Raw genomic sequence first — 22,779 nt, forward strand, 5'->3', positions numbered from 1 at the left:
CGGCGCCGTTGCCGGGGGCTTCTCTGGCTCGGGTCACCGCTTGGCGTCCTCCTCCTGCGGTGAGGTCACCCGGAGGCTGCCGGCGTGGGCCTTGGCCTTCGGGTCGTTGCGGGTCTTGAGCAGGCTCGCCACCGTGGTGATGGTCAGGATGGCGAGGATGACGATCAGGGAGACCGGGGTGCTGATCTCGGGGGCGCCGTGCCACAGGTCCTGGTGGAGCCAGTGCAGGACCAGCTTGGCGCCGATGAACATCAGGATGATCGAGAGGCCCACCGACAGGTAGACCAGCCGGTCGAGCAGACCCTTGACCAGGAAGAACAGGGCGCGCAGGCCGAGCAGGGCGAAGGCGTTGGCGACGAAGACGATGTACGCCTCCTCGGTCACGCCGAACACGGCCGGGATCGAGTCGAGGGCGAAGAGCAGGTCGGTGCTGCCGATGGCGATCAGCGTGATGAACAGCGGGGTGGCCGTCCGCTTGCCGTCGACCCGGGCGAAGAGCTTGCCCCCGTGGAACTTCTCGGTGACGGGGAACATCTTCTTGGCCGCCTTGACCATGGCGTTGTCGCCGACGTCGGGGTCCTCGTCGCGGTGCCGGAAGAGCTGGACGGCGGTCCAGATGAGGATCAGCCCGAAGATCAGGAACATGAACGAGAACGCGTTGAGCAGCGTCGCCCCGAGCGCGATGAAGATGACCCGCAGCACCAGCGCGATGATGATGCCGAAGGTCAGGACCTCCTGCTGATATTTCTGGGGCACCGCGAACGTGCTCATGATGATCACGAAGACGAAGAGGTTGTCGACCGACAGACTCTTCTCGACGATGTATCCGGCGAAGTACTCCGTGCCGTGGTCCCAGCCCACGATCTGGGCGAAGACCACGCCGAACAGCAGCGCAACGGCGATGTAGAAGACCGACCAACCGGCGGCCTCACGGAACCCGACGGCGTGCGGGCGCAGCACACCGAGGGTCAGGTCGAGGGCGAGCAGGGCGACGATGACACCGATGGTGATCGTCCAGCCGAGCGCGGTGACCTCCAGCATCAGGGAGTTACCTCCGGGGCGTCGTTGCGAGGGATGAGCGGGGTATCCACGTCCAGAATCCCTGGTCGGACTGGGAGAATCCTGAAAAGTTGGTCTGACCTTTAGGATCTTTCCCGGCCCCGCGGCCCGGCCCGCCCGCGACGAACCCATGCGCAAGCCCCCTGCGCGCCCGGAAAACGTTCAGCGGACACACAGGGGGCGGGCGTAGAGGACGTCAGGAACTCAGCGGCCAGGCGCGCTGGCGCCCGGCGTCCTGCTGCACGAGAATGTCGCGCACGACGTGGGTCTCGGTCTCGGGGTGGCGGCTCAGGATCAGGTCGAGCTCCGCGCGCTCGGCGGGGGTCTGGAAGGCGGCGAGCTCCGCGCAGAGCTGCCGGTGCGCCCGGGAGGCGGCGCGGCGGTCGGCGAGCTGGGTGCGGGCCTCGGCGAGGATCGTCTTGAACGGCATGAGGACTCCTGGATGATCGTGACGGTCAGTGAGGCGTCTTTGCCAACCACCAGCGTTCCCGAGCCGCGTGCCGGATCCAAATCACGCAGGTAAAACCCTCGATGCGAAAGTGACCCGGGCCACGGAAAAGCGGTAACCGCCGTCACTCTCCGTCGCGTTTGCGCTGGTCACGATCGCCTGGTGTTTTGCACCACAACGGAGCTTAATGAGGGGTCAGGCGCTGCAGCAGCTGGGTCCGAGACCGCACCCCGAGCTTGCGGTAGAGCCGGGTCAGCGTGGCCTCCACAGTCTTCACACTGAGGAACAGCCGGCCGGCGATCTCCCGGTTGCTCGCCCCCGACCGGACCAGCTCGACGACGCGCTCCTCGATCCCGGTCAGACCCGGGTCCGCCGGCAGGGTCGTGCTGCGCTCGGCCCGGAGCAGCGCCAACTCGGTCTGCTCGGTCCACGGCTTCGCGTCCGCCGCCAGGAAGAGCGCGAGGGCGGCGCCCAGTGCGGCCCGGGCGGCGGCGTACCGGCGGCGGCGCCGTTCGGCTCCACCCTGGACCAGCAGCGCGTGGGCCTGTTCGAGCGGTCGGTGCAGCGCGGCGAAGCGCTCGGCCGCGGCCGCCGACAGCTTGACGGCGGTGTCGGCCTGCCCGCTCTCGGAGAGCACCGCGGCGGCGGCCCGGTCCAGGTATCCGGTCAGCGCGGCGTTCTGCCCGAGCCGCCCCGCCGCCACGCGCGCCTCCGCCATCATCGCCGCGGCCGCCGCGTGCTCCCCCAGTGCGGCGAGACCGGCGGCGAGATCGGCCTGCCACCGTACGATCATCGGGTCGGCGCCGCCGTCCAGCTCGCGCAGCCGGGAGAGCGTCGCCACGCCCGCCCGGGTGTCCCCCGAGCGCAGCTGGGCCAGGCCGAGCACGTGCAGGTGGCGGCGCAGGTAGAGGCCGTCGCCCTCCTGGTCGGACGCGCGGGCGCCACGCCGGGCGTACCCCGCGGCGCGAGCGAGGCTGCCGCCCGCGAGCTCGGCGGCGGCAGCGGTGTACCACGTGGGTCCCGGGCTCAGGCCCGCGCGTCCGGCCGCGGCGACGGCGCGGTGGGCGTACTCGAGGGCTTCCCGGCACCGCCCGGCGCGCGTCGCGACCTCGGCCAGGCTGCGCAGGACGCCGGCGAGGGCCTCGCCCGTGCGATCGCGCTCCGCGACCGCCAGCAGCACCAGCAGCTCGGCGCGGGCCTCGTCGAGCCGGTCCTCCATGAGGGCGAAACGGGCGGCGACATAGCGCGGGCTCTGGTGCACCCAGCCCGGCTGCAGCGGGGCGTTCACGGCAAGAGCAGCAGCCAGCGTACGCACCCACGCCGCATCGCCCCGGACCCGCTGCGCCTGCGTCAGGGCGCCCAGGGCCATCGCCTCGGTCGTCGCGTCCCCGGCGGCCCGGGCGGCCGTGGCGGCGGCCGCGGCCAGCTCCCCGCCCGTCGCGGCGTCCCCGGCCAGCAGGGCGGCCCACGCCTGGCGCAGCCGCACCGGGGCGAGCAGCGCCGGATCGTCGCCGGCCTCGTGCAGCGCCGCCGCGAACGTCTCCCCCATGCCGCCGAGCGCCTGCCCGGCCAGGTCGATGAGGACCAGCCGGGCCCGCACCCGGGAGGCAGCCGGGGCGTCCGGCGCGGCGACCACGGCCTCGGCGGCACGCCCGGCGACGACGGGCGCGCCGGTGCGGGCCCCGCCCTCGGCCGCGGCCAGCAACCAGGCGAAGCGCTCGCCGGCCAGGCTGCGCGGGCACCGGTCGGCGGCGAGCAGGTGCAGTTCCGCGGCGGTACGCCCGGCGCCCCGCTCCCCCGCCCGCCCGGCGGCCGCCACGAGATCCCGCGCCACGTCGGCGTCGGGCCGGCCGCTGCGCAGGGCCCGGTGCCGGACGGCGACCGTCTCGTCGAGCGCCGTGTCCGCGAGCGCGTCGTGGATGCCCGCGCGCCGGGCGGCCCCGGCGTCCTCGGCCAGGACGTCGGCCAGGGCGGGCGGCGTGAACCGGACGCGCTCCCCGTCGAAGGCGACCACGCCGGCGGCCGCTGCCGCGTACAGGTGGGGGGAAGCGTCCTCGCACCCCGCCCGGACCAGCACGCCGCGCGACGGCCGGGTGGCCAGCGCCGCGACGAGCAGCGTGGCCCCCACCCCGGCGGGCAGGGCGGCGAGCCGGCGGCGGAGCAGGGCGCGCACCTGCTCCGGCAGCGGCTCGGGCCGCCAGGACCACCCCGCGGCCGTACGCCCCAGCTCGAGCGCCAGCGCCGGATTGCCCCCGCTCGCCTCGTGCAGCCGCACCGCCGCCCGGCACGGCAGGCCCCGCGCCTCGAGCAGGTCGGTCAGGTCGTCCACGGACAGCGGCGGCACCTCGACATCGGACACCGGCGCCGGGCACAGCCGCGCGGCCCGCAGCCGATGCCCCGGCCCGTCGTGCCGCTGCGCCGCGACCACGCGCACCCGGGGCCCCGGCCGCCGCCGCACCGCGAACCCGATCAGCGCCGCCGACTCGGCGTCCAGCCACTGCACGTCGTCGAGCAAGATCAGAACGGGCGCCGTCCGCGCGCACGCCACGAGCAGATCGGGCAGGACCAGCCGCCGGACCAGGGCCGGGGCGCCCGCCCGCGGCGCACTCCCGCGCCGCAGACCGGCCAGAGCCGCGCGATGAGCGGGTGGGAGACCGGCGACGGCGGCCCGCGGGAGCTGCGCGACAAGATCGGCGATTCCCGCGTACGCCAGAAGCCGCTCGTCCTCGACGCACCGCACCCGCACCACCAGCTCGCCCCGCGCCCCCGCCGTCGCAGCCAGCGCGTCGAGCAGCACGCTGCGCCCGATGCCCTCGGGCCCGCGCAGCACGACGCCGCCCCCGGTCGCCAGCCGCGCCTCCACGGACGCGAGCAGGTCAGCCCGCCCGAACACCCGGCACCTCCCCATCGATGCCCGTCAGCCTAGATTCTGCCCGGCACTTATCAACAGTGATGCATGTGACACCCGCGCGTCCCCGCTCGCGGCTCACGGCAGGCGGCGTGACGGCTGAGCCCGGTGGCATGCGGGGCGACGAGCGGCAGGGGCGGCGCGGGGCGAGCCCGCGGGGGCCGGACGGTGGGCTGGGGTCCCCACGCGACAGCACCGATGCGACAACAGCCGGCATCGGTGCTGGACGCGTGGGACAAGGTCCGCCTCAACGCTTCACAGGTGCTCCTCGGGCGGCGAGGCCACCCGCTCGTAATGGCAACTGCCGCTGCGGAAGTAGCGCGGCGGCTCCGCGGCGTAGTCGTCGAACAAGTCACTGGCCACGTGCTCGACCGGATCGATCTTGCCGTCGGCGGGCCCCTCGCTGCCTCCCATCCGCCGATAGACGACGGAGTCGCGGCGCCTCATGACCGTCAGCAACCTCGGCGGATCGCGTTCGACGAGCCGGAGAAGCTCGGCCCGGTCCACGCCCGCCGTCGTCACGACCAGGCCCGTGCGCGGAGACGCCGCCGTGCGCTGCAAGTGTCCGAGCACCTCTTCACCGAGCGGCGTCAGCTCCCAGGCGAGCCCGTGATGCACCCGTTCGGCCAGCACGAGGCCCTGCGCCCGCAGTCCGTTGCCCAGCCGGCTGAGCTGCCCCTCGTCCATGGGCTTCGCGGCGCCCGGTCCGGCCCGGTTGATGCTCTCCCCGATGGTCCGGCTGTTGATCCCCGGCCGGGCATCGACGATCTCGAGGAACCTCGCGGCCGCTCCGCCCCGGATCCGGGCCGCTGTCACCGACGGAGCGATCCGGTCGAGGGCCGAGCGCACATAGTTGGCGGTCAGCTGCGTCCACCGTTCGCAGGCCCGCAACGATTCCCGGTCGCCGTCCGGCGCCAGTTCGCCGAGGGCGACGAGCACCGCCCGATGCACCCGCCGGACGAGGTCGTCCAGGGCGTCGAGGGCATCCTTGTCCCGGGCCACCACCGCATCGATCACGACGGCCGAGGTGTCCGCGAACCAGGCGTGCGTCAAAGTGCCGATCCTCGGACAGGGCTCACGCTGCTGCAAGGCGATGTCAGCCAGAGCAGCGATCTCATGCTGCAAGGGCGATGAACGGGAGTCGGGCGGCGGCACCTTGGTCAGGCCGTGAAGCATCCGGCCGGCCGCGGCGGGCCCCCAGGCGTCGGACCCTTTTCCCGAGTTCGTCGGAAGATCGGCATTCATGTCGCACCTCCTGCGATCCACTTTCGGAGCTTATCAAGTAGGTGTCAAGACGACGATTTTCGTGTGTTCAAGATTTGACCGAGCGGTTGCTTTTCCGGAAGCAGCACAGGCCCCAGACTCAGGGAAGACTTCTGGAAGTGGGTGCTTCCCGTGACTGATTATCTGGATCCGGCGCAAGTTTTCGCGTATCTATTCCGTCACCTGTATGCACATCGGCGGGACTTCGATCGTGTCGACATGACGGACTGGATCGCCGCCGAGGGCGGCACCGGGGACAGCCGGCGGATCGCCCGGGAGATCCGTGACACCGGTCGGGTGACCGTGGAACGGTTCATCGAGGCGATGAGCGATCCGCGCGCGGCCTTCCTTCTGCTGAGGGCCGTGGACACGGCCTTCGGCGCACTGTCTCCCCTGGCCAGAGCCCATGATCGGGGACTGCTCGGCAGCTACCAGCAGCGCCTGCTGGATACCGGCGCCTACTACAGCGACCACGCGGGTTCAGTCCTGCCGAAGCGTTGTCCCGCGGGCCGTCCGCAGCCCGTGGAGGACAGCTTCGGTGATCATCTTCGCTGGCTCATGCTGGTGCCGAGAACGGCCGACGACGGGATGTGTTTCCAGGTCCTGCGCGACCCTTTGCTGGATTTTGATGAGCGGATCCGTCGATCCACGAACGCTCCGCGGATCGTCGTGGGATGCGTGCCGTTCATCGCCGACCTGGCGGAGCTCGAGATCAATCCGATCGACCGATCCGGCGCGAGGTTCTATTCGATCAGCCTGCAACATGGCCTTAACGGGCGAGATTGGTCCGGCCATTGGCGGACGCGCGCCGCCGCGGCCCTCGACAATCTGGACCGGTCCGGCGCCCACATCGGCATTCTGCCCGAACTCGCCCTGACCGACGACCTGCTCACCTGGTGGCAGAACGAGCTTCTCACGAGGTCCCGGCCGCCGGGCAGCCGGCTGCAATGGATCCTGGTCGGCACAGGTCCACTGAGCGCGGGCCCGGCCGCGGAGCGCCGGCCCAATCGAGCGGTGCTCCTCCACCGGGACAACGGGCGCCTCGTGCTGGAGCAGGACAAGTGCGACGGCTTCAGCATGACCGACGAGCAGATGGCGAATTGGCGGCTGTTCGGCCTGCAACCAGGACCACGGGCCGAGTGGATGCGCGAAGGCCACGACCGCGTCGTGCTCGAGGCATGGGCGGGCCGGTTCGCCGTGCTGATCTGCGAGGACTTCGACCGGCTGTTCGCCCTGGGCGCCCCGCTGGCGACCTGGGGACCCACCCACCTGCTCATCCCCGTCTTCGCTCCGCGCGTCACGCGCTACCGCTGGCAGCAGAAGTCCGCGCAACAATTCGTCAACGAGGTCGGTGCGATCAGCGTGATCGCCAACAGCAACGCCATCCCGTTCGTGGACGGCGGCGCCGGGCCGGACGATCATGGCTACGCGATGATGGTGTGCCCGGCCGACGCGGACTGGTCCCCGAGGATCGAGATCCGTGTTCAGCACGAGCCGACCGGGGTGACAACATTCGAACTGCCGGGCAGGTGAGCCCGGTGGCTGGAAGCGCCGACCCGAACATCCGGTTCCGGGCGATCCTCGCCTTCTTCATCATCATGATCGGGATCGGCGGGATCGTGGTGGTGTCGGTCTATGCGATCCTGTCACCGCCCACGGCCGACCGGACCGAGATGACCCGGCTGGTCTTCACCGCCGTCCTGCCTCTGCTGGGCACGTGGGTCGGCACGGTGCTGGCGTTCTACTTCGCGCGCGAGAGCCTGCAGGCAGCAACCGACAGCACCAATCAACTGGTGAGCCCCCGCCGCGATCCCCTCACTCCCGTCACGAGCCTGATGATTCCGCGCGGCAAGGCCGTCACCCACGCCCTGAGTCCCGGGCAACGCCCCGAGACGGTGTTGCTGTCCGAGCTCATGGCGGAGATGAGCGCGGCGGGCCGGCACCGCATCCCCGTCGTCGACGCGCTCGGCGTCGTCGTGTACGTGGTGCACGAGGCAACGGTCACCAAGTTCATCTCCATACCACCCGTACCGGGCGCGGCATCGGCTCCACCGGCCGACCCACTCGCCGGCCGCACCATCGCCGACCTGCTCGGAGTGGCGGAACTGGCCGAACTGATCAGGGCCCTCGGCTATGTTCCGGTGTCCGCCACGATCAAGGAGGCCCGCGGTGAGATGCACCGCATACCGAACTGCAACGACGTGTTCGTGACGGCGGTCGGCCGTAACGACGAACCCTACGAGGGGTGGATAACCAACACTGATCTCGCCTCGATGACGTGAGCGGACGACGCACCGCCCTCGCACGGCACAGCGCCGCGACAGGCGTCCGGCCCGGTCGGCCTCCCAGACCCTAGGCTCAGCCATGTGACGAGCTATTTCGAGCGGACCGGGGAGCACACGTTCCGGCCCTCCGAGCTGACCGGCGGGGCGTGGGCCGTCGACGAGCAGCACATCGCGCCGATGACCGGGCTGATCGTGCACGAGATCGACCGCATGGTGGCCGCGCGCGGCGGGCAGGTGGCCGGCGGGGCGGCGGGCGGCGGGGACGGGCTGGTGGTGGGGCGGATCAGCATGGACATTCTGGGCGTGCTGAAGCTGGCCGAGTTCGAGGTGCGGACCGAGGTGGTCCGGCCCGGGCGGACGATCGAGCTGGTCGAGGCGGTCGTGACCGCGGGCGGGCGGGCGGCCGTACGCGCGCGGGTGTGGCGGTTGAGCGGCCAGGACACGACCGCCGTGGCCGGGGGCGCACCCGATCCGCTGCCCGACCCGGAGTCGCTGGCCCGGGCCCCGCTGGAGGATGTGTGGCCGGGTGGGTTCATCACCTCGGTCGATGTGCGGTATGCGGCCGGGCCGGAGCCGGGACGGGCGGTCGCCTGGGTCGGCAGCGGCACCGAGCTGGTCGCGGGCGAGGCGGTGAGCCCGGTGGCCGACTTCGTGAAGGTGGTCGACACGGCGAACGGGATCGCGGTCCGGGAGTCGCCCAAGGAGTGGATGTTCCCGAACCTCGACCTCACGATCCACCTGCACCGCCAGCCCACCGGCCCGTGGACGGGACTCGACACGACTGTCGTCTTCGGCGCCGGCGGGCAGGGGCTGACCAGCGCCGTGCTGCACGACGTGCACGGGCCGGTGGGGCGGGCCGAGCAGATCCTGACCGTACGGCAGCTCTAGTTCTTGGTGACCGACGTGGCGGTGACCGTGCCGTCGGCGTCCGCGGAGCCCTGGACGCTGACGGTGTCGCCGGCCTTGACGTCCTTGAGCTTGCCGGTCGTGGCCTTCTTGACGGCCGTGTCGCCGCTCGTGCGCACGGTCACCACGTCGCCGCCGGTCGTCTCGACGTAGATCGTCGTGCCGTCCACCAGTTTGACCTTGCCCGTGGTGGGACCTGCGGCGGCAGCGGACGCCCCGGGGGCCGCCGCTCCGGGTGCCGCGCCGCCGCCGGAGTTCTGACCGCCGTAACCACCGCCGGGGAAGCCCCCGGTGCCGCCGCCGCGGTTCGCGCCGCCGCCGCCGGGGAACGCGCTGGTCGTACTCGAGGTGCCGTAGTGCTTCTGCACCTGCAGGCCGCCCACGAAGCCGCCGAGCAGCAGCACGCCGGCGCCGAGGCCGATGGTCGCGCGGTTCCACCAGCGGCGCGGGGCCGCCTTGGCGATCTCAGCGGCCAGGCCGTCCGGGGCTTCCACCGGGACCGGGGACAGCACGGCGGTGTCATCGTTCTTGGTGCTCACAACGGTCCTCACTCGTAGCGCAGCGCCTCGATGGGGCGCAGCCGGGCGGCGCGGCTCGCGGGGAGACCGCCGAAGAACAGTCCGATGGCGATGGACACGCCCAGGGCGAGCCCGACCGAGCTGGGCACGATGACCGGCTTGACGCCGACGATCGTGAAGTGGCTGCCGATCAGCGCGGCGGCCACCCCGAGCAGGCCGCCGATGACGCTGAGCAGGGTGGCCTCGATGAGGAACTGGGTGAGGATCACCCGGCGGGGCGCGCCGAGGGCCTTGCGGATGCCGATCTCGCGGGTCCGCTCGGTGACGGTGACCAGCATGATGTTGGTGATGCCGATGCCGCCGACGAGCAGGCTGATGGCGGCGACCGCCCCGAGCAGCGTGGTGAAGGTGTCCGCGGTCTCCGTCTGCGTCTCCAGCAGCTGCGAGGCGTTCTGGATCCGGTACGGGGTGCTGGTGCTGCCCGCGGCCACCTTCAGCCGCTGGTTCAGGATCGTGGTGATCTCGGACTGCACGGCGTCGACCCGGCCCGGGTCGGCCGCCTCGACCAGGATCGAGTTGATCGAGCCGTAGCCGGTGAGCACCTGCCGCACCGCGGACAGTGGGGCGACCGCCGTGTCGTTGCTGTCGGTGAAGCCGGTCGAGCTCTTCTCGGCCAGCACGCCGATCACGGTGAAGAGGGCGCCGCCCACGGTCACCTGCTGGTCGACCGGGTCGGTGCCGGGGAAGAGCTCCTCGGCCACGGTCTGCCCGATGACCACGACCCGCCGGGCCTGGGCCTCGTCGTCGGAGGTGAACGCGGCGCCCGTACCCACCGGGGTGTTGGACGAGGTGAACCAGCTCGGCGTGGTCCCGACGAAGCTGCTCACGTCGTGGTCGGTGCCCTCGAAGCCGATCGTCGCCGAGGCGCTGACCACCGGCGACACCGAGGCGACGTCGGGGGCGAGCACCGGGTCGGCCAGGGCGTCCGCGATCGCGGGGGTGAGCGACGACGACTGGCCGCTGCTCATGACCGTGACGGTGTTGGTGCCCAGGGCCTCGATGCGGTCGCTGATCGCCTGGGCCGAGCCGTTGCCGACCGCGACGAGCAGGATGACCGCGGCGACCCCGATGAGGATGCCGAGCATGGTGAGCGCCGAGCGCAGCTTGTTGGCCGACAGGCCGCGCAGCGCGAAGCGGATGACCTCGAAGAAGCTCACGACGCGTGCCGTCCCGTCAGCACCTGCTGCTGCCGCTGGTCGAGCACGATTCTCCCGTCGACCAGGCGGATCAGCCGCTTCGCGCGGGCGCCCACCTCGTCCTCGTGCGTGATGATCACGATCGTGCGGCCGGCCGCGCTGAGCTGGTCGAACACTTCCAGCACGTCCTCGGTCGACTTGGAGTCCAGGTTGCCCGTCGGCTCGTCGGCCAGCAGCAGTGCCGGCTCGGTCACCAGCGCGCGGGCCACGGCGACGCGCTGCTGCTGCCCGCCGGAGAGCTGGTTCGGCTCATGCCTGGCCCGCTCGGCGAGTCCCACGACTTCCAGGGCGGCCATCGCGCGGCGGCGGCGCTCGCGGGGTTTGACCCCGGCGTAGGCGAGCGGCAGCTCCACGTTCGCCACGGCCGACGTACGCGGAATGAGGTTGAAGGCCTGGAAGATGAACCCGATCAACCGGTTGCGGGCCAGCGCCAGCTGCCGGTCGGCCAGCTGGCTGACGTCGACACCGTCGAGGAGGTACGTGCCGGAGGTCGGGATGTCGAGCGCGCCCAGGATGTTCATCAGCGTCGACTTGCCGGATCCGGAGGAGCCCATGATCGCCACGTAGTCGCCGCGGTCCACGGTCAGGGACACGCCGGCGAGGGCGTGCACGGTCGCTTCCCCCGTGCCGTACGTCTTCCGCAGCTCACGCACGTCGAGCACCGGCCGGGTCATCGCCCGCCCCGCCCGCCGCCTTGGAAACCACCGGTGCCTCCGCCGGGGAAGCCGCCGCCGCCCTGCAGCCCGCCGCCACCGCCGGGGAAGCCGCCCTGCTGGTTGGAGGTGGAGGTCGTCGTGGTCTTGATCTGGACCTGCTCCCCCGCCGTCACGCCCGACTTGATCTCGACGGCGGTGTCGCCCTCGAGGCCGATCTCCACCGAGCGGGTCTCGGCGACGCCGTTCGTCACGACGGTCACGGTGTGCCGGTTGCCGGCCGTGGTGAGGGCGGCGGAGTTGACGTACACGGCGTTGTCGACCGTGCCCGTCGTCACCGCGACCGACACCGTCTGGCCCGGTTTCGCGCCGGCCGGCACCTTGTCGAGGCTGAGCGTCACGCCGTAGGTCACCGTGCTGCCGGAGGTCGTCGCGTTCGGGTCGACGGCGACCACCTGGCCCGTCTCCCGCGTGCCGTCGAGGGCGTTCCAAGTGATCGTGGCGGCCTGCTTGTCCTTGATCTTCGTCGCGTCGGCCTCGGCGAAGGCGGCCGTCACCTGCAGCTTGCTCAGGTCGGCGATGTCGACGAAGCCGCTGCTCTCGCTGGTGGTGGTGGCCGCTTGGCCTCCGCCCTGTGAGCCCTGTCCCTGCGTGCTTGCGCTCCCACTCCCGCTCCCGCTCCCGGAGGATGAGCTGCCGATCGTGCCGTTCACCGCGACGACCGTCCCGGCCATCGGCGCCTTGAGCGTCGTCCCGGCGACCCCGGCTTCCGCCTCGTCGACGGCGAGCTGCGCCTGGGTGACCGCGTTCTCGGCGGTGCTCGTGTCCGACCCGGCGTCCTCGGCGCGGGCCAGGGAGTCCTGCGCGGCGTCCAAATCGGCCTCGGCGGCGTTCAGCGTGCGCTGCGCCGCGGCCGGGTCGACCTTCGCCAGCACCTGCCCCTTCTTCACCTTGTCGCCCACCTGCACCGAGATGCTCGTGACGGTGCCGCCGGTGACGAAGCCGGCGCTGGCCGAGCTGGCGCTCTCCAGCGAGCCGTCGGCGGTGACGGAGGCGGTGACGGTGCCCTGCTGGACGGCCACGGTCCGGGTGGACGCCACGGCGGCGGTCCCGGTGTCCGGTCCGGACAGGGTCTCGTACGCCCAGAAGGCGCCGCCGGCGAGCAGGAGCCCGAGGGCGGCGTTGACCGCGACGGCGGGCCGTCGCAGGGCACGGAGGGCTGGCATGACGGACACTGTGGCGAAGCGTCCTGGGAGGAATTACGGCGTAACCTCGGAGCGGGCTCGGAACCCTCTCACGGCTCGGTGTCGATCGCCGGGATCGACACCCGGAAGGTCGCGCCGCGCCCGGCCGCCTGGTCCAGCTCGACCCATCCGCCGTGCCCGTCCACGATCGCCGCGACGATCGACAGGCCCAGCCCCGAGCCGCCACCCTTGCCGCGCGTCCGGCTCGAGTCCGCGCGATAGAGCCGTTCGAAGACCCGCGGCGCGTGCTCGGCGGGCACGCCCGGGCCGTCGTCCGAGACCTCCAGCACGGCCAGGGGTACGCCCTCCCGCACCGCCCCCGCCCGGACGGCCCCGGCGGCGGGGACATGCTTCTCTCTTCTCCCGACGCGCACGGTCACGCGGGCCGGGGAGGTCGTGTGCTGCAGCGCGTTGGCGACCAGGTTCGTGGCGACCTGGCGCAGACCGTGCTCGTCCCCGAGGACCGTCGGCGGCACGAACGTGTCACTGTCGTCGTCGAGGGTGGCGAGGCGTACCGGCCGGTCGGGCACCCGGGCGTGCGCGTCGCGGACACTGTCGGCGGCGATCTCCAGCAGGTCCACGGGCCGGTTGACGCGCTGCCGTTCCTTGTCGAGCCGGGCCAGGAGCAGCATGTCCTCCACGAGCACGCCCATCCGGCCCGCCTCGCCCTCGATCCGGCTCATCGTCTCGTCGAGCTGCGGGCCGGGCGGGGCGCCGCCGCGACGGTAGAGCTCCGCGAAGCCGCGGATCGACGTGAGCGGGGTGCGCAATTCGTGCGAGGCGTCCGCGACGAACTGGCGGAGACGCTGCTCGGAGGCCGTACGGGCGGAGATCTCGGCCTCGATCCGGGCGAGCATGAGGTTGAGCGCGCCGCCGAGCCGGCCGGGCTCGGTGTGCGGATCGGTGTCGGCGACCCGGCCGGAGAGGTTGCCGGCCGAGATGTCCGCGGCGAGCCGTTCCATCTCGGTCAGCGGGCGCAGCCCGACCCGGACGACGACCGCGGCCCCGGCGGCGAGCAGGGCGAGGACCAGCACCGTCACGCCGACGTCGATCAGCAGCAGCCGGTCGCCGGTCTCCTCGACCTCCGACAGCGACGTCCCGATGACCACCGCACCGCCCGACTCGGTCGCCCGGGCCAGCAGTCGCCAGTTCGCGCTGCCGTCCTGCGCGGCGACGGTGTAGGGCTCGCCGGTGCGGGCGGGGCGCTGCGCCGGCGGGCGATTCGCGTCGGCGGTCGAGCTCTCGGTGGTGTCGAGGGTGCCGTCGGCGGAGTAGACGTACATGACCTGGTCGGCGCCGAGCCGCAGCGCGCGCCGGCCGCCGAAGACCCCCGGCGGCTTGTCGAAGGGGCGGGCCATCGCGGTCAGCTGCTCGTCGACGCGGTCGTTGAGATAGCTGCGGAGCAGAAGGATGCCCGCGGCGTTGGCCCCGAGCAGGGCGACGGCGCTCAGCACCGCGACCATGAGGACCAGCCGCGAGCGCAGGGTCCAGTGGCGCGGCTTCCTCACTCGTCGTTGCTCATTCGTCGCTGCTCATTCGTCGCTGCTCATTCGTCGTTGCACATTCGTCGTTGCACATTCGTCGTTGCACATTCGTCGTTGCTCATTCGTCGTTGCGGGGCAGGCGCAGGGCATAGCCGACGCCGCGGACGGTGTGGATCAGGGGCTGGCCGGTCTTGTCGATCTTCCGGCGCAGGTAGTAGACGTAGGACTCGACGATCCGGCCGTCGCCGCCGAAGTCGTACTTCCAGACCCGGTCCAGGATCTGCGCCTTGCTGACCACCCGGCCCGCGTTGATCAGCAGATACTTGAGCAGGTTGAACTCGGTAGGCGACAGGTCGATGAGCCGGCCCGCGCGGCGCACCTCGTGGGCGTCCTCGTCCAGCTCCAGGTCGGCGTAGCGCAGCACGCCCGTCTCCGGCGGCGCCTCCAGCTCGGGCCGGCTGCGGCGCAGGATCGCCCGGATGCGCAGGACGACCTCCTCCAGGCTGAACGGCTTGGTCACGTAGTCGTCCGCGCCCGCGGTCAGGCCGGCCACCCGGTCCTCGACGGCGTCGCGCGCGGTGAGGAAGAGCACCGGCGTCCCGCGGCCGGCGGCGCGCAGGCGGCGGGCCACGTCGAAGCCGTCCAGGTCCGGCAGCATCACGTCGAGGACGACCAGGTCCGGGTCGAACTCCTCGACCGCGACCAGCGCGCCGTGGCCCGAGTCGGCGACCCGGACGTCAAAGGTGACCAGCCGCAGCGTGGCGGAGAGGAGGGCGGAGATGTTGGGCTCGTCGTCGACCACGAGGACGCGGGTCGGCCGGTTGGCCGCCGCCGGCTGCGTCGAGCGGGCGCCTGCGGCCGGCTGCGTAGGCCCGGCGACCGTGGGCGGCTGCGTCGGCCGGGCGGCTGCGGGCGGCTCGGTGACGGCGACTCCCCCGGTCTTTCCTTGCAGTGCGGCGAAGCCGCTTGTCGGCGAATGCTGCGTTTCGAGAGGCACCTGGAAGGGATATCAACGCTTCCTTTGAATTCCCCATGAATGCGGTGTGTGTTCACCAGGACCGGGTGACCAGCTCGCCCTGAGCGAGACCCGAGGTGATTTCCGTGTACGTGTCCCCGCGCAGCCCGACACCCACAGTGACCTTCGCCCCGCCCTTGAGGACCGTGCCACTGGTGCCGGCGACGTCATGGACGGCCGTGCTCGGCACCCGCAGCACGCCGTCGGCGGAACCGGTCGTGACCCGGACAGCCGCGGTCTGCCCCACGAGCAGGTCCTGCGGCGCCTCGGCGAAGGACAGCACGACGCCGTACGTGACCATGGTGCCGTCGCTCGTGCCGACCGGGTCCACCTGGACCACCGTGGCCTCGAAGTCCTGCCCCGCCCGGTCCGCGAGCGTGACGACCGCCTTCTGCCGCACCGCGAGCCGGCCGGCGTCGGCCTCGGGGAAGTCGGCGCTGATCTGCATGTCGTAGACGTCCGCGAGCGTGATGAAGGTCGAGCCGCCGCCGACCTGGCTGCCGACCTTGCCCGCGACGGTGAGGACCTTGCCGCGGATCGGGGCGGTGATCGTGGTGCCCTCGAGGTTGTCCTCGGCGTTCTCGAGGGCGACTTCGGCCTGGTTGACGCGTTGCTGGGCGCTCAGGACGGCGTCGCCTGACTGGCCCTGGTTGCCGCCTTGGCCGCCGTTCTGGGTGCCGCCTTGAGTGCCGCCTTGGGTGGTGCCTCCGCAGCTCTGAGTGCCGCTGCCTTGGTTGCCGCCTTGATTGCCGCCGGTCCCGCTGCCCTGATCACCGCCGGTTCCGCCGCGGGGTGCTCCGGCGGGTGCCGTGGTCGTGGCCGGTCTCGTCGTTGTCGTGGCGGCCGGCTTGGTGGTCTTCGTCTTCGTGGGCGTCGGGCTCGCCGTCCGGGAGGGGCTCGGGGCGGCACTCGGCGTTTTGGTCGAGGTCGGGCTCGGGCTCGCACTCGTCGCCGTCGGGGCCGGGTCGGCGTACGCGGCCGGGGCGACGCGCGCGGCCGGGTCGGTGTAGGCGGCCGGGTCGGTGTAGGCGGCCGGGTCGGTGTAGGCGGCCGGGTCGGTGTAGGCGGCCGGAGCGGCACATCCCGTCGGCGTCGTGCTCGTGGACTCGTCGGTGGCGGCGTCCTGCGCCTCGGCTAGCGAGTCCTGTGCATCCGCCAGAGTCTGCTCTGCTGAATCAACCGCACTCTGAGCATCGGAGTCGTCCACACTCGCCAGAGCCTGGCCTGCTTGCACGGCGGTACCCGGACGGACCTTGACCGACTCGACCGTCCCGGCGACGGTGAACGACAGTGTCCGCGTCTGCGCCGGCTCGACGGTCCCGGTCGTCGCCACCTCGGCGGTCACCGCGCCCGTGTCCGCGGCGACCGTGGCGGCGACGGCCTTCGGTGCCTCGTCGGCCCCCGCGGTCATGGCGACGGCGACACCCGCGGCCACGAGCAGCACCACGAGAACGCCGGCCGCCACGAGCACCCAGCGCCGATTTCCGCCGCGCCAGGCGGTCAGGCCGATTCCCATGGCCGGAGAGTCTGCGGGCCAGTCCTCGTCGCGGGCTCGGTCCCGCCTCGGAGTTGCCTCGGAATGCGCCGCGCGGCCCTGATCGCCCCGGCCGGCGGGTGTCTCATAGGCAATTCCGAGCTTTGTCCCACCGTGCCGGGAGGTGGAGGCGATGGGGTGGGCGGTCGTGTCCGCCTGGCGTGGCGGCGCTCACGTGAAGGAGAGAGACGTGCCGCTCAACAGAATGTCGTCCCCCCGCCGGCTCGCCGGGCTGCTCGTGACCTCCGCGGCGCTCGTGCTCTCCGTCGCGGCGTGCGGCGGCGGCTCCGACGATGCCACCGGCGGCGGCGACAACGGGAACGGGCCGGGCGGCACCAGCGCCTTCGCCGCGTACACCAGTTGCCTGCAGGAGAACGGCGTCACGATCACCATGCCGTCGGGCGGGGCGCGGGTGCGGCCCTCCGGCGCGCCGTCGGGCGGTCCGCAGGGCGGCTTCCCGTCGGGTGGGCCGCAAGGTGGCTTCCCGTCCGGCCAGCCGCGTCCGTCCGGCAGCGCGGGTCCCGGCGGCGGGGGCCCGGGTGGCGGCAACCGCGGCGGGGGCTTCCCGGGCGGCGGCATGATGCAGAAGCCGGACAACGTCGACCAGGACACATGGGACAAGGCCCAGGCGGCCTGCGCGTCCGTCCGCCCGAGCTTCGGCGCCGGCCGCAACGGCAACGGCGGCGGGCGCAACGGAGCCAACGCCGCCTACACCAACTGCCTGAAGGACCACGGCGTCACGCTGACCGACGGCCGGCAGCCCGACACGAGCGACGCCAAGGTCAAGGCAGCCGTCGACACCTGCAAGGCGCTCGCCCCGGCCCCCTCGGCGAGCGCGACCTCCTGAGGCTCCCCGCGGTGATGACCGGGCCGGCGTCCCCGTGACGCCGGCGCGGTCGCTCGTGCTGCGCCCGGCCTTCACCCGTCCCGAACGGGCCCTCACCCCGGCGCGGGCAGCCTCACTGCGGCGCGGGCGGTCAGAGGTTCGGGAAGGTGCGCTCGAGGTTCATCCAGCGGTCGGCGAGCTGGCGGCGCCGGCAGGCGACGAGGTGACCGGCGAGGATGGCGGGCTGACCACCGCGTACGCAGGCGTCGGCCCCGGCCGTCAGCACGGCGGCCACCAGCTCGGCCGGGGCGTCGTCGTCGACGAGGGCCACGACGGCCGTGCGCTTCGGGAGCACCGCGCGGGCCGAGACGAGATCCCACTCGCGGGCGCCGCTGATGAGAACGATCTCGTCCGGGCGTACCTCGTCGAAGCTTGTCGCGGCCCGGACGGACCACCCGCCCGGCAGATGGGCCGCGAGCCCGGCGGCCCGCCCGGCGTAGCCGAGGACGACGACCACGGGCGCGGGCCGCGGCTCGTTGAGGTCCGGCGCCGCGGCGGGCGTGGTGTTCGGCGCGAACGCCCGGTTCTGGTCGGTGCGGTTCAGCTGCACAAGCATCGGACTCCCCCAAGCCGTACGATCGTTCCCTGCGCACCCCCACCTTTCGCCGCCAGCCTTGGGCCTGCGTGTGGGAAACCTGTGTGTCCGATGACAATGATCGACTCGCCTGTCCGGGCGGTGAACAGGACGCCTCCCGCCGGGTGAACGAGTCCCCCAGGGTCGCCCGGACGAGTCCCCGCCACGTGCCCCGGACGAGTTCCGCCGCGCGCCCCGGACGATCTCTCCGCGTCCCCCGGACGAGTTCCCGCCGTCCCCCGATCGGGGCGCGCCCGGCTTGGTGATCAGCTCAGGACGGGACAAAACCGTGCGCATAGTCGGCGCCGATCCGGGGATGCGGGCTCCGTGATCACGACGACCGACACCACGACCGGCACCGCCGCCCTCCTCGAACTCGGCGCGGTGCTCAAGCGGCAGGGCTACACGTTCACGACGGTCACGCCAGCCACCCACGCACGCGTCAACAGCCGCCCCGAGCACGCCGTGGCGCGTGACCTGCGCGACGTGCTGGGCTGGAGCCGCCCGTACGCGCCGGGCACGCTGCCCCCCGACATCGCCGGCCTGCTCGAGGCGGCCGGGGTCGTCGAGCCCGCGGGCGAGGGCCTGTCGCGGAGCACGGTGCGCTTCTCGACGTACGACGACGAGCTGTTCGTGCACTCCGCCTTCCCGACCGACGCGGCCGGGTCCGTGTTCTTCGGCCCGGACACCTACCGGATGGCGGACGCCGCCGCGGCCCTGCTCGCCCGGCGCGAGGCCCCGGTGCGCCGCGCGGCCGACATCGGTTGCGGCACCGGCGCGGGCGCGATCACGGTGGCGAAGCGGGCCCGCGACGCCGAGGTGCTCGCCGTCGACATCAACCCGGACGCGCTGCGGTGCACCCGCGTCAACGCCGGGCTGGCCGGCACCCCGAACGTCCGTCCGCGGCACAGTGACCTGCTCAGCGACGTACCGGGCCGGTTCGACCTGCTCGTGTCGAACCCGCCTTTCATGATCGACCCGGCCGGCCGCGCCTACCGTGACGGCGGCGGCCCCGAGGGCCACGGGCTCACCCTCGCCGTCGTGGACACGGCGGTGCAGCGGCTCCAGCCGGGCGGTTCCCTGGTGCTCCTCAGCGGTACGGGTGTCGTCGCCGGCCGTGACCCGCTGCGCGCCGCGATCGCCGAGCACCTCGACGGCACGGACCTGAGCTGGGACTACCGCGAGCTCGACCCCGACGTGTACGGCGAGGATCTCGACTCCGCCTACGCCCACGCCGAGCGGCTCGCCGTGGTCCTTCTCACCGCGACGCGCGCCCCGGCGGGACGTTCGTGACCCGCTCGTCCGCCCCGGTCCCGTTCGCGGCGCCGACGCTCGGTGGCTCCGCCGCGCCGACGGCCGGGGACTCCGTCGCGCCGACGCTCGGTGACTTCGTCGCGCCGACGCTCGGCGTCGAGGAGGAGTACCTGCTGCTCGACCCGGACACCGGCCGCAACACCGCACTGGCGGACAAGGTCGTCGCGGGGCTGCCGGACGCCGTACGCGCCCAGAGCCGCCAGGAGTTCCGCGGCAGCATGCTGGAGATGGTCACGCCGGTCTGCCCCGGGCTGGACGAGCTCCGCCGGGAAATCACCCTGATCCGCTCGGCGGCCGCGGAGTCGGCAGCCGCCGCCGGCGCCCTCCTCACGCCGATCGGGGCGACCCCGGTCGCCGACCCGGACCGCGACCCGCCCGACAACGCCCGCTTCCGCACGATCACGCGCCACTACGGCCCGATCGGAGCGGACGCGGCGGTGTGCGGCTGCCACGTGCACGTGGGCGTCCCGGACCGGGAGGCGGCGATCCGGGCGTGCCGCGGCCTGCGCCCCTGGCTGCCGGTGATCCAGGCGATCGCCGCGAACTCGCCGTTCTACCAGGGCACGGACACGAACCACGCCAGCTGGCGGTCGATGCAACTCCGGCGCTGGCCTCTGCTCGGCCCGACCCCGCCCTTCCGGTCCGGCGCCGACTTCGACCGGGCGGTCGCCGAGTACGCCGCCGGCGGCGCCATCCTCGACGAAACCATGATCCTCTGGTACGCCCGCCCGTCCGCCACCTGGCCGACGGTCGAGATCCGCGTGGCCGACGTGTGCCTCACCGCCGCGGACACGGTGCTCGTGGCGGGACTCGTCCGGGCCCTCGTCGTCACGATCCTCGCCTCGGACGCCGACGCGGGGGACGTACCGGATCACGCCCTGGAAGCGGCCCACGCGAGCGCCGCGCGCAACGGCCTGGACGGCATGCTTCTGGACGCGCGCACAGGCACGGCCCGGCCGGCGTGGGACGTGGTGGACGACCTGACCGCGTACGCATCGAAGGCCCTGCACCAACTCGGCGACGACAGCACCGTCCGGGAGGAGCTGGCCCGAGTGCGCTCGGAAGGCACCGGCGCGGCCCGCCAGCGACGCATCTTCACCGCCAAGGCCGACCTCCTGACAACCCTGCGCGAGGTCTCCGCCTGACCGATCCGCCCGGGGCCAGCCGGTGACGTCGCCGGTTGGAGCCCCGTGGTACTGCTCAGGAGGTGCGCATTGCCCGCCTCGCACGGCACCCCCACCCCCGCCGCAACGTCACCCTGACCCTCGGCGCCGTCGCCGCCGTCCAGATGATCGCCGTCGTGACCCTGGACAGCGCCACCCGCCCCGGCTACGACCCCTGGCGCAACTGGGTCAGCCAGCTGGCCCTGGGCCCCCAAGCCTGGCACGGCACCCTCAACGTCGCCCTGTGCAGCCTGTGGCTGGCCCTCTACGCCCTGGCACTGCGCCGCCACACCCAGCCCTCAGCCCCCACCGCCGGCACCCCTGCAGCCGGCGCGAAGCCCCCCGCTACCCACTCACCCCACAGCCCCGCCGACCAACCTGATCGCCGGCTGGGGCTGGACCGACGGCCTGCAACCCGCCCCGGCCGCTCGCCCAGCCGGGCCGCCCCCTGGGTCCTGGCCTGCGCCGCCGGTCTCGCCCTGACCGCAGCCCTCCCGACCGACCCCGGCCTCGGCTTCCCACCCGGCACCCCGCCGGCGACCACCCTCGTCGGCCAACTCCACCAGGCCGCCGGCATCCTGGTCTTCCTCACCGGCTTGCAAGCCACCCTCAAGCTCGGCCCACGCCGCTACGCCCGCATCGTCGCCACCGTGATGACCCTCGCCTTCGCCGCCGCAACGATCCTCGTCCTGCTCGACGCCTATGGCATCTGGCCGGACACCCCCAGCGGACTCCTGGAACGCATCGCCCTCTTCACCGGCCTGACCTGGACCGGAGCCGCCGGCCTCACAGTCAGGCGCCGCCGAACCACCGCCCTCCCGCCAAGCCGGCCCACCGCCCCCGACCTCCCAGCAAGCTGACGCAGGACCGCCAGCCCGCGACAAGCCGAAGCCCGGCCGCCACCTCCCGGCAAGACGGCGCAACGCCACCGGCCTCACGGCGACGCGGGGCATCAGCGCCGGATCACAGCAACCCGGGGCATCAGCGCCGGCTCACAGCGGCCCGGCGCAGCACCGCCGATCTCATGGCAGAGCGGGAACCATCGGCGCCTCCTCCGCGGGGATGGTCGTCCCGCGACGGTCGAGGGTGAAGCTGACGACGGCCAGCCCGAAGCCGATCACGCCCAGGACGACGCCGACCCAGGCCGGAGCCCGGTAGCCGAGCCCGTGGGCGATCACCGCGCCGCCGAGGGCCGCGCCGAGGCTGTTGGAGATGTTCATGGCGGACTGGTTGACCGCGGCGCCCATCAGCTGCGCGCCGGGGGCCACGGAGATGAGCCGGCCCTGCAGCGCCGGGGCCAGGAAGAGACACGTGGCGCCGATGAGGAAGGCGGCGACGAACAGACCGGCCGTGTTGCCGGCGACGAGGGCGAAGAGCGCGTTGCTCGCGATCATGGCCGGGAAGCCCACGAGCATGGCGCGGCGCAGGTTGCGGTCGGCCAGCCAGCCGCCGAGCGCGTTGCCCACGGTCATGCCCAGGCCCACGGCGACCAGCACCCAGGGCACGGTGCCCGCGGAGAGGCCCGCCACGTCGGTCGTCACGGGCGCGATGTAGCTGTCGATGGCGAAGAAGCCCGCGAAGCCGATGGCGGCGGTCGAGGCCACCAGCCAGACCTGGGGACGGCGCAGCGCGCGGAGCTCAGCGGCCGGCGACCCGCCCTCGGCGGCCCTCACCTCGGGCACGGTGAGGGCGACGGCGAGCAGGGTGAGCAGGAACACCCCGGCGACGGTCAGATAGGCGACGCGCCAGTCGGTCGCCTGGCCGAGCTTGGTGATCAGCGGCACACCCACGAGGTTGGCCACGGTCAGGCCGCCCAGCACGGCCGCGAAGCCGCGGGCCTCGTTGCCCGGGCCCATGAGGGTGGCCGCGAGCAGGCCGGCCGCGCCGAAATAGGCGCCGTGCGGCAGGGCGGCGACGAACCGGGCGGCGAGCACCAGCTCGAACGTGGGCGCCAGGGCCGAGGCCACGGTGCCCGCCACGAAGAGCACGAGCAGGCCGATGACGAGCTTCTTGCGGGCCACGCGGGCGGTCAGGGCGGCGATCGTCGGCGCGCCGACCACCACGCCCAGCGCGTAGGCCGTGATCATCCAGCCGGCGTGGGCGACCGCGTCGGAGGAGGATCGGGCGTATTCGGCGCCGAGCAGACCCCGGGCGATCTCGGGCAGCAGGCCCATGGCGACGAACTCGGTCAGGCCGACCGCGACGCCGCCGAGGGCGAGTGCGAGCAGAGCCGTCCAGCGACGGCGAGGGGTCAATGGGTCCACGCCGA

At 72.8% G+C, this 22,779-nt stretch carries 20 protein-coding genes; 7 read left to right on the top strand and 13 right to left on the bottom strand.

The features are described from left to right. Positions 1 to 33: 33 nt before the first annotated feature. From RAN62_RS12485 to RAN62_RS12500, 4 genes are all read right to left on the bottom strand, one after another. On the bottom strand, positions 34 to 1,041 hold the full coding sequence (locus RAN62_RS12485) for a TerC family protein (RefSeq protein ID WP_305784735.1): 1,008 nt from the start codon (positions 1,039 to 1,041) through the stop codon (positions 34 to 36). A gap of 214 nt (positions 1,042 to 1,255) precedes the next feature. Continuing rightward, positions 1,256 to 1,489, bottom strand: coding sequence for a hypothetical protein (locus RAN62_RS12490; protein ID WP_305784736.1), 234 nt, complete (start codon positions 1,487 to 1,489; stop codon positions 1,256 to 1,258). A gap of 202 nt (positions 1,490 to 1,691) precedes the next feature. Next, positions 1,692 to 4,400, bottom strand: a complete 2,709-nt coding sequence (locus tag RAN62_RS12495) for a helix-turn-helix transcriptional regulator (RefSeq protein ID WP_305784737.1) — start codon at positions 4,398 to 4,400, stop codon at positions 1,692 to 1,694. Between the two features lie 270 nt (positions 4,401 to 4,670). Next, positions 4,671 to 5,468, bottom strand: a complete 798-nt coding sequence (locus RAN62_RS12500; protein ID WP_305784738.1) for a hypothetical protein — start codon at positions 5,466 to 5,468, stop codon at positions 4,671 to 4,673. A 342-nt stretch (positions 5,469 to 5,810) separates the two neighbouring features. Here RAN62_RS12500 and RAN62_RS12505 point away from each other — a divergent pair, with 342 nt between their 5' ends. The 3 genes from RAN62_RS12505 to RAN62_RS12515 all read left to right on the top strand — a co-directional run bounded on the left by RAN62_RS12505 (position 5,811) and on the right by RAN62_RS12515 (position 8,851). Continuing rightward, entirely contained in the window at positions 5,811 to 7,211 is a 1,401-nt protein-coding gene (locus tag RAN62_RS12505) for a carbon-nitrogen hydrolase family protein (RefSeq protein ID WP_305784739.1), read from the top strand. 5 nt (positions 7,212 to 7,216) lie between these two features. Then, entirely contained in the window at positions 7,217 to 7,960 is a 744-nt protein-coding gene (locus RAN62_RS12510) for a hypothetical protein (RefSeq protein WP_305784740.1), read from the top strand. Positions 7,961 to 8,044: 84 nt separating this feature from the next. After that, a complete protein-coding gene (locus RAN62_RS12515) occupies positions 8,045 to 8,851 on the top strand; it encodes a thioesterase family protein (RefSeq protein WP_305784741.1) in 807 nt (268 codons plus the stop codon). Here the strand turns inward: RAN62_RS12515 and RAN62_RS12520 are convergent. The 7 genes from RAN62_RS12520 to RAN62_RS12550 form a co-directional block, all read right to left on the bottom strand. Then, positions 8,848 to 9,408 carry a DUF5666 domain-containing protein gene (locus RAN62_RS12520; RefSeq protein ID WP_305784742.1) on the bottom strand — a complete coding sequence of 187 codons (561 nt, stop codon included), beginning with the start codon at positions 9,406 to 9,408 and terminating at the stop codon, positions 8,848 to 8,850. The two genes, RAN62_RS12515 and RAN62_RS12520, sit on opposite strands and share 4 nt — an antisense overlap. Positions 9,409 to 9,416: 8 nt before the next feature. Next, complete coding sequence (locus RAN62_RS12525; protein ID WP_305784743.1) at positions 9,417 to 10,604, bottom strand: ABC transporter permease; 1,188 nt, start codon at positions 10,602 to 10,604, stop codon at positions 9,417 to 9,419. Beyond that, the gene (locus RAN62_RS12530) at positions 10,601 to 11,317 is read right to left on the bottom strand and encodes an ABC transporter ATP-binding protein (protein ID WP_305784744.1); all 717 of its coding nucleotides are present in this window, start codon (positions 11,315 to 11,317) and stop codon (positions 10,601 to 10,603) included. The genes RAN62_RS12525 and RAN62_RS12530 overlap by 4 nt, the downstream gene beginning before the upstream one ends. Continuing rightward, positions 11,314 to 12,522, bottom strand: coding sequence for an efflux RND transporter periplasmic adaptor subunit (locus tag RAN62_RS12535; protein WP_305784745.1), 1,209 nt, complete (start codon positions 12,520 to 12,522; stop codon positions 11,314 to 11,316). Before RAN62_RS12535 ends, RAN62_RS12530 begins: the two co-directional genes overlap by 4 nt. A 68-nt stretch (positions 12,523 to 12,590) precedes the next feature. After that, the gene (locus tag RAN62_RS12540; protein WP_438874493.1) at positions 12,591 to 14,048 is read right to left on the bottom strand and encodes a sensor histidine kinase; all 1,458 of its coding nucleotides are present in this window, start codon (positions 14,046 to 14,048) and stop codon (positions 12,591 to 12,593) included. 94 nt (positions 14,049 to 14,142) lie between these two features. Beyond that, entirely contained in the window at positions 14,143 to 14,826 is a 684-nt protein-coding gene (locus RAN62_RS12545) for a response regulator transcription factor (RefSeq protein ID WP_305784802.1), read from the bottom strand. 247 nt (positions 14,827 to 15,073) lie between these two features. After that, positions 15,074 to 16,555 carry an efflux RND transporter periplasmic adaptor subunit gene (locus RAN62_RS12550; protein WP_305784746.1) on the bottom strand — a complete coding sequence of 494 codons (1,482 nt, stop codon included), beginning with the start codon at positions 16,553 to 16,555 and terminating at the stop codon, positions 15,074 to 15,076. A 208-nt stretch (positions 16,556 to 16,763) separates the two neighbouring features. On the opposite strand from RAN62_RS12550, the gene RAN62_RS12555 reads away from it, so the two are divergent. Next, a complete protein-coding gene (locus tag RAN62_RS12555; protein ID WP_305784747.1) occupies positions 16,764 to 17,420 on the top strand; it encodes a hypothetical protein in 657 nt (218 codons plus the stop codon). A 130-nt stretch (positions 17,421 to 17,550) separates the two neighbouring features. Here RAN62_RS12555 and RAN62_RS12560 read toward each other — a convergent pair whose 3' ends face one another. Then, positions 17,551 to 18,015, bottom strand: coding sequence for a hypothetical protein (locus tag RAN62_RS12560; RefSeq protein ID WP_305784748.1), 465 nt, complete (start codon positions 18,013 to 18,015; stop codon positions 17,551 to 17,553). Positions 18,016 to 18,360: 345 nt separating this feature from the next. Here RAN62_RS12560 and RAN62_RS12565 point away from each other — a divergent pair, with 345 nt between their 5' ends. The 3 genes from RAN62_RS12565 to RAN62_RS12575 all read left to right on the top strand — a co-directional run bounded on the left by RAN62_RS12565 (position 18,361) and on the right by RAN62_RS12575 (position 21,370). Next, positions 18,361 to 19,326: a methyltransferase gene (locus tag RAN62_RS12565; RefSeq protein ID WP_305784749.1), complete on the top strand. Its 966-nt coding sequence runs from the start codon at positions 18,361 to 18,363 to the stop codon at positions 19,324 to 19,326. Beyond that, positions 19,323 to 20,492: a carboxylate-amine ligase gene (locus RAN62_RS12570; protein ID WP_305784750.1), complete on the top strand. Its 1,170-nt coding sequence runs from the start codon at positions 19,323 to 19,325 to the stop codon at positions 20,490 to 20,492. Before RAN62_RS12565 ends, RAN62_RS12570 begins: the two co-directional genes overlap by 4 nt. Positions 20,493 to 20,554: 62 nt before the next feature. Continuing rightward, entirely contained in the window at positions 20,555 to 21,370 is an 816-nt protein-coding gene (locus tag RAN62_RS12575; protein ID WP_305784751.1) for a DUF998 domain-containing protein, read from the top strand. 162 nt (positions 21,371 to 21,532) lie between these two features. On the opposite strand, the gene RAN62_RS12580 is transcribed toward RAN62_RS12575, so the two are convergent. Continuing rightward, positions 21,533 to 22,774, bottom strand: a complete 1,242-nt coding sequence (locus tag RAN62_RS12580; protein WP_305784752.1) for an MFS transporter — start codon at positions 22,772 to 22,774, stop codon at positions 21,533 to 21,535. Positions 22,775 to 22,779 lie beyond the last annotated feature (5 nt).

This window comes from Symbioplanes lichenis, assembly GCF_030709675.1.
GTDB classification, from domain to species: domain Bacteria; phylum Actinomycetota; class Actinomycetes; order Mycobacteriales; family Micromonosporaceae; genus Actinoplanes; species Actinoplanes lichenis.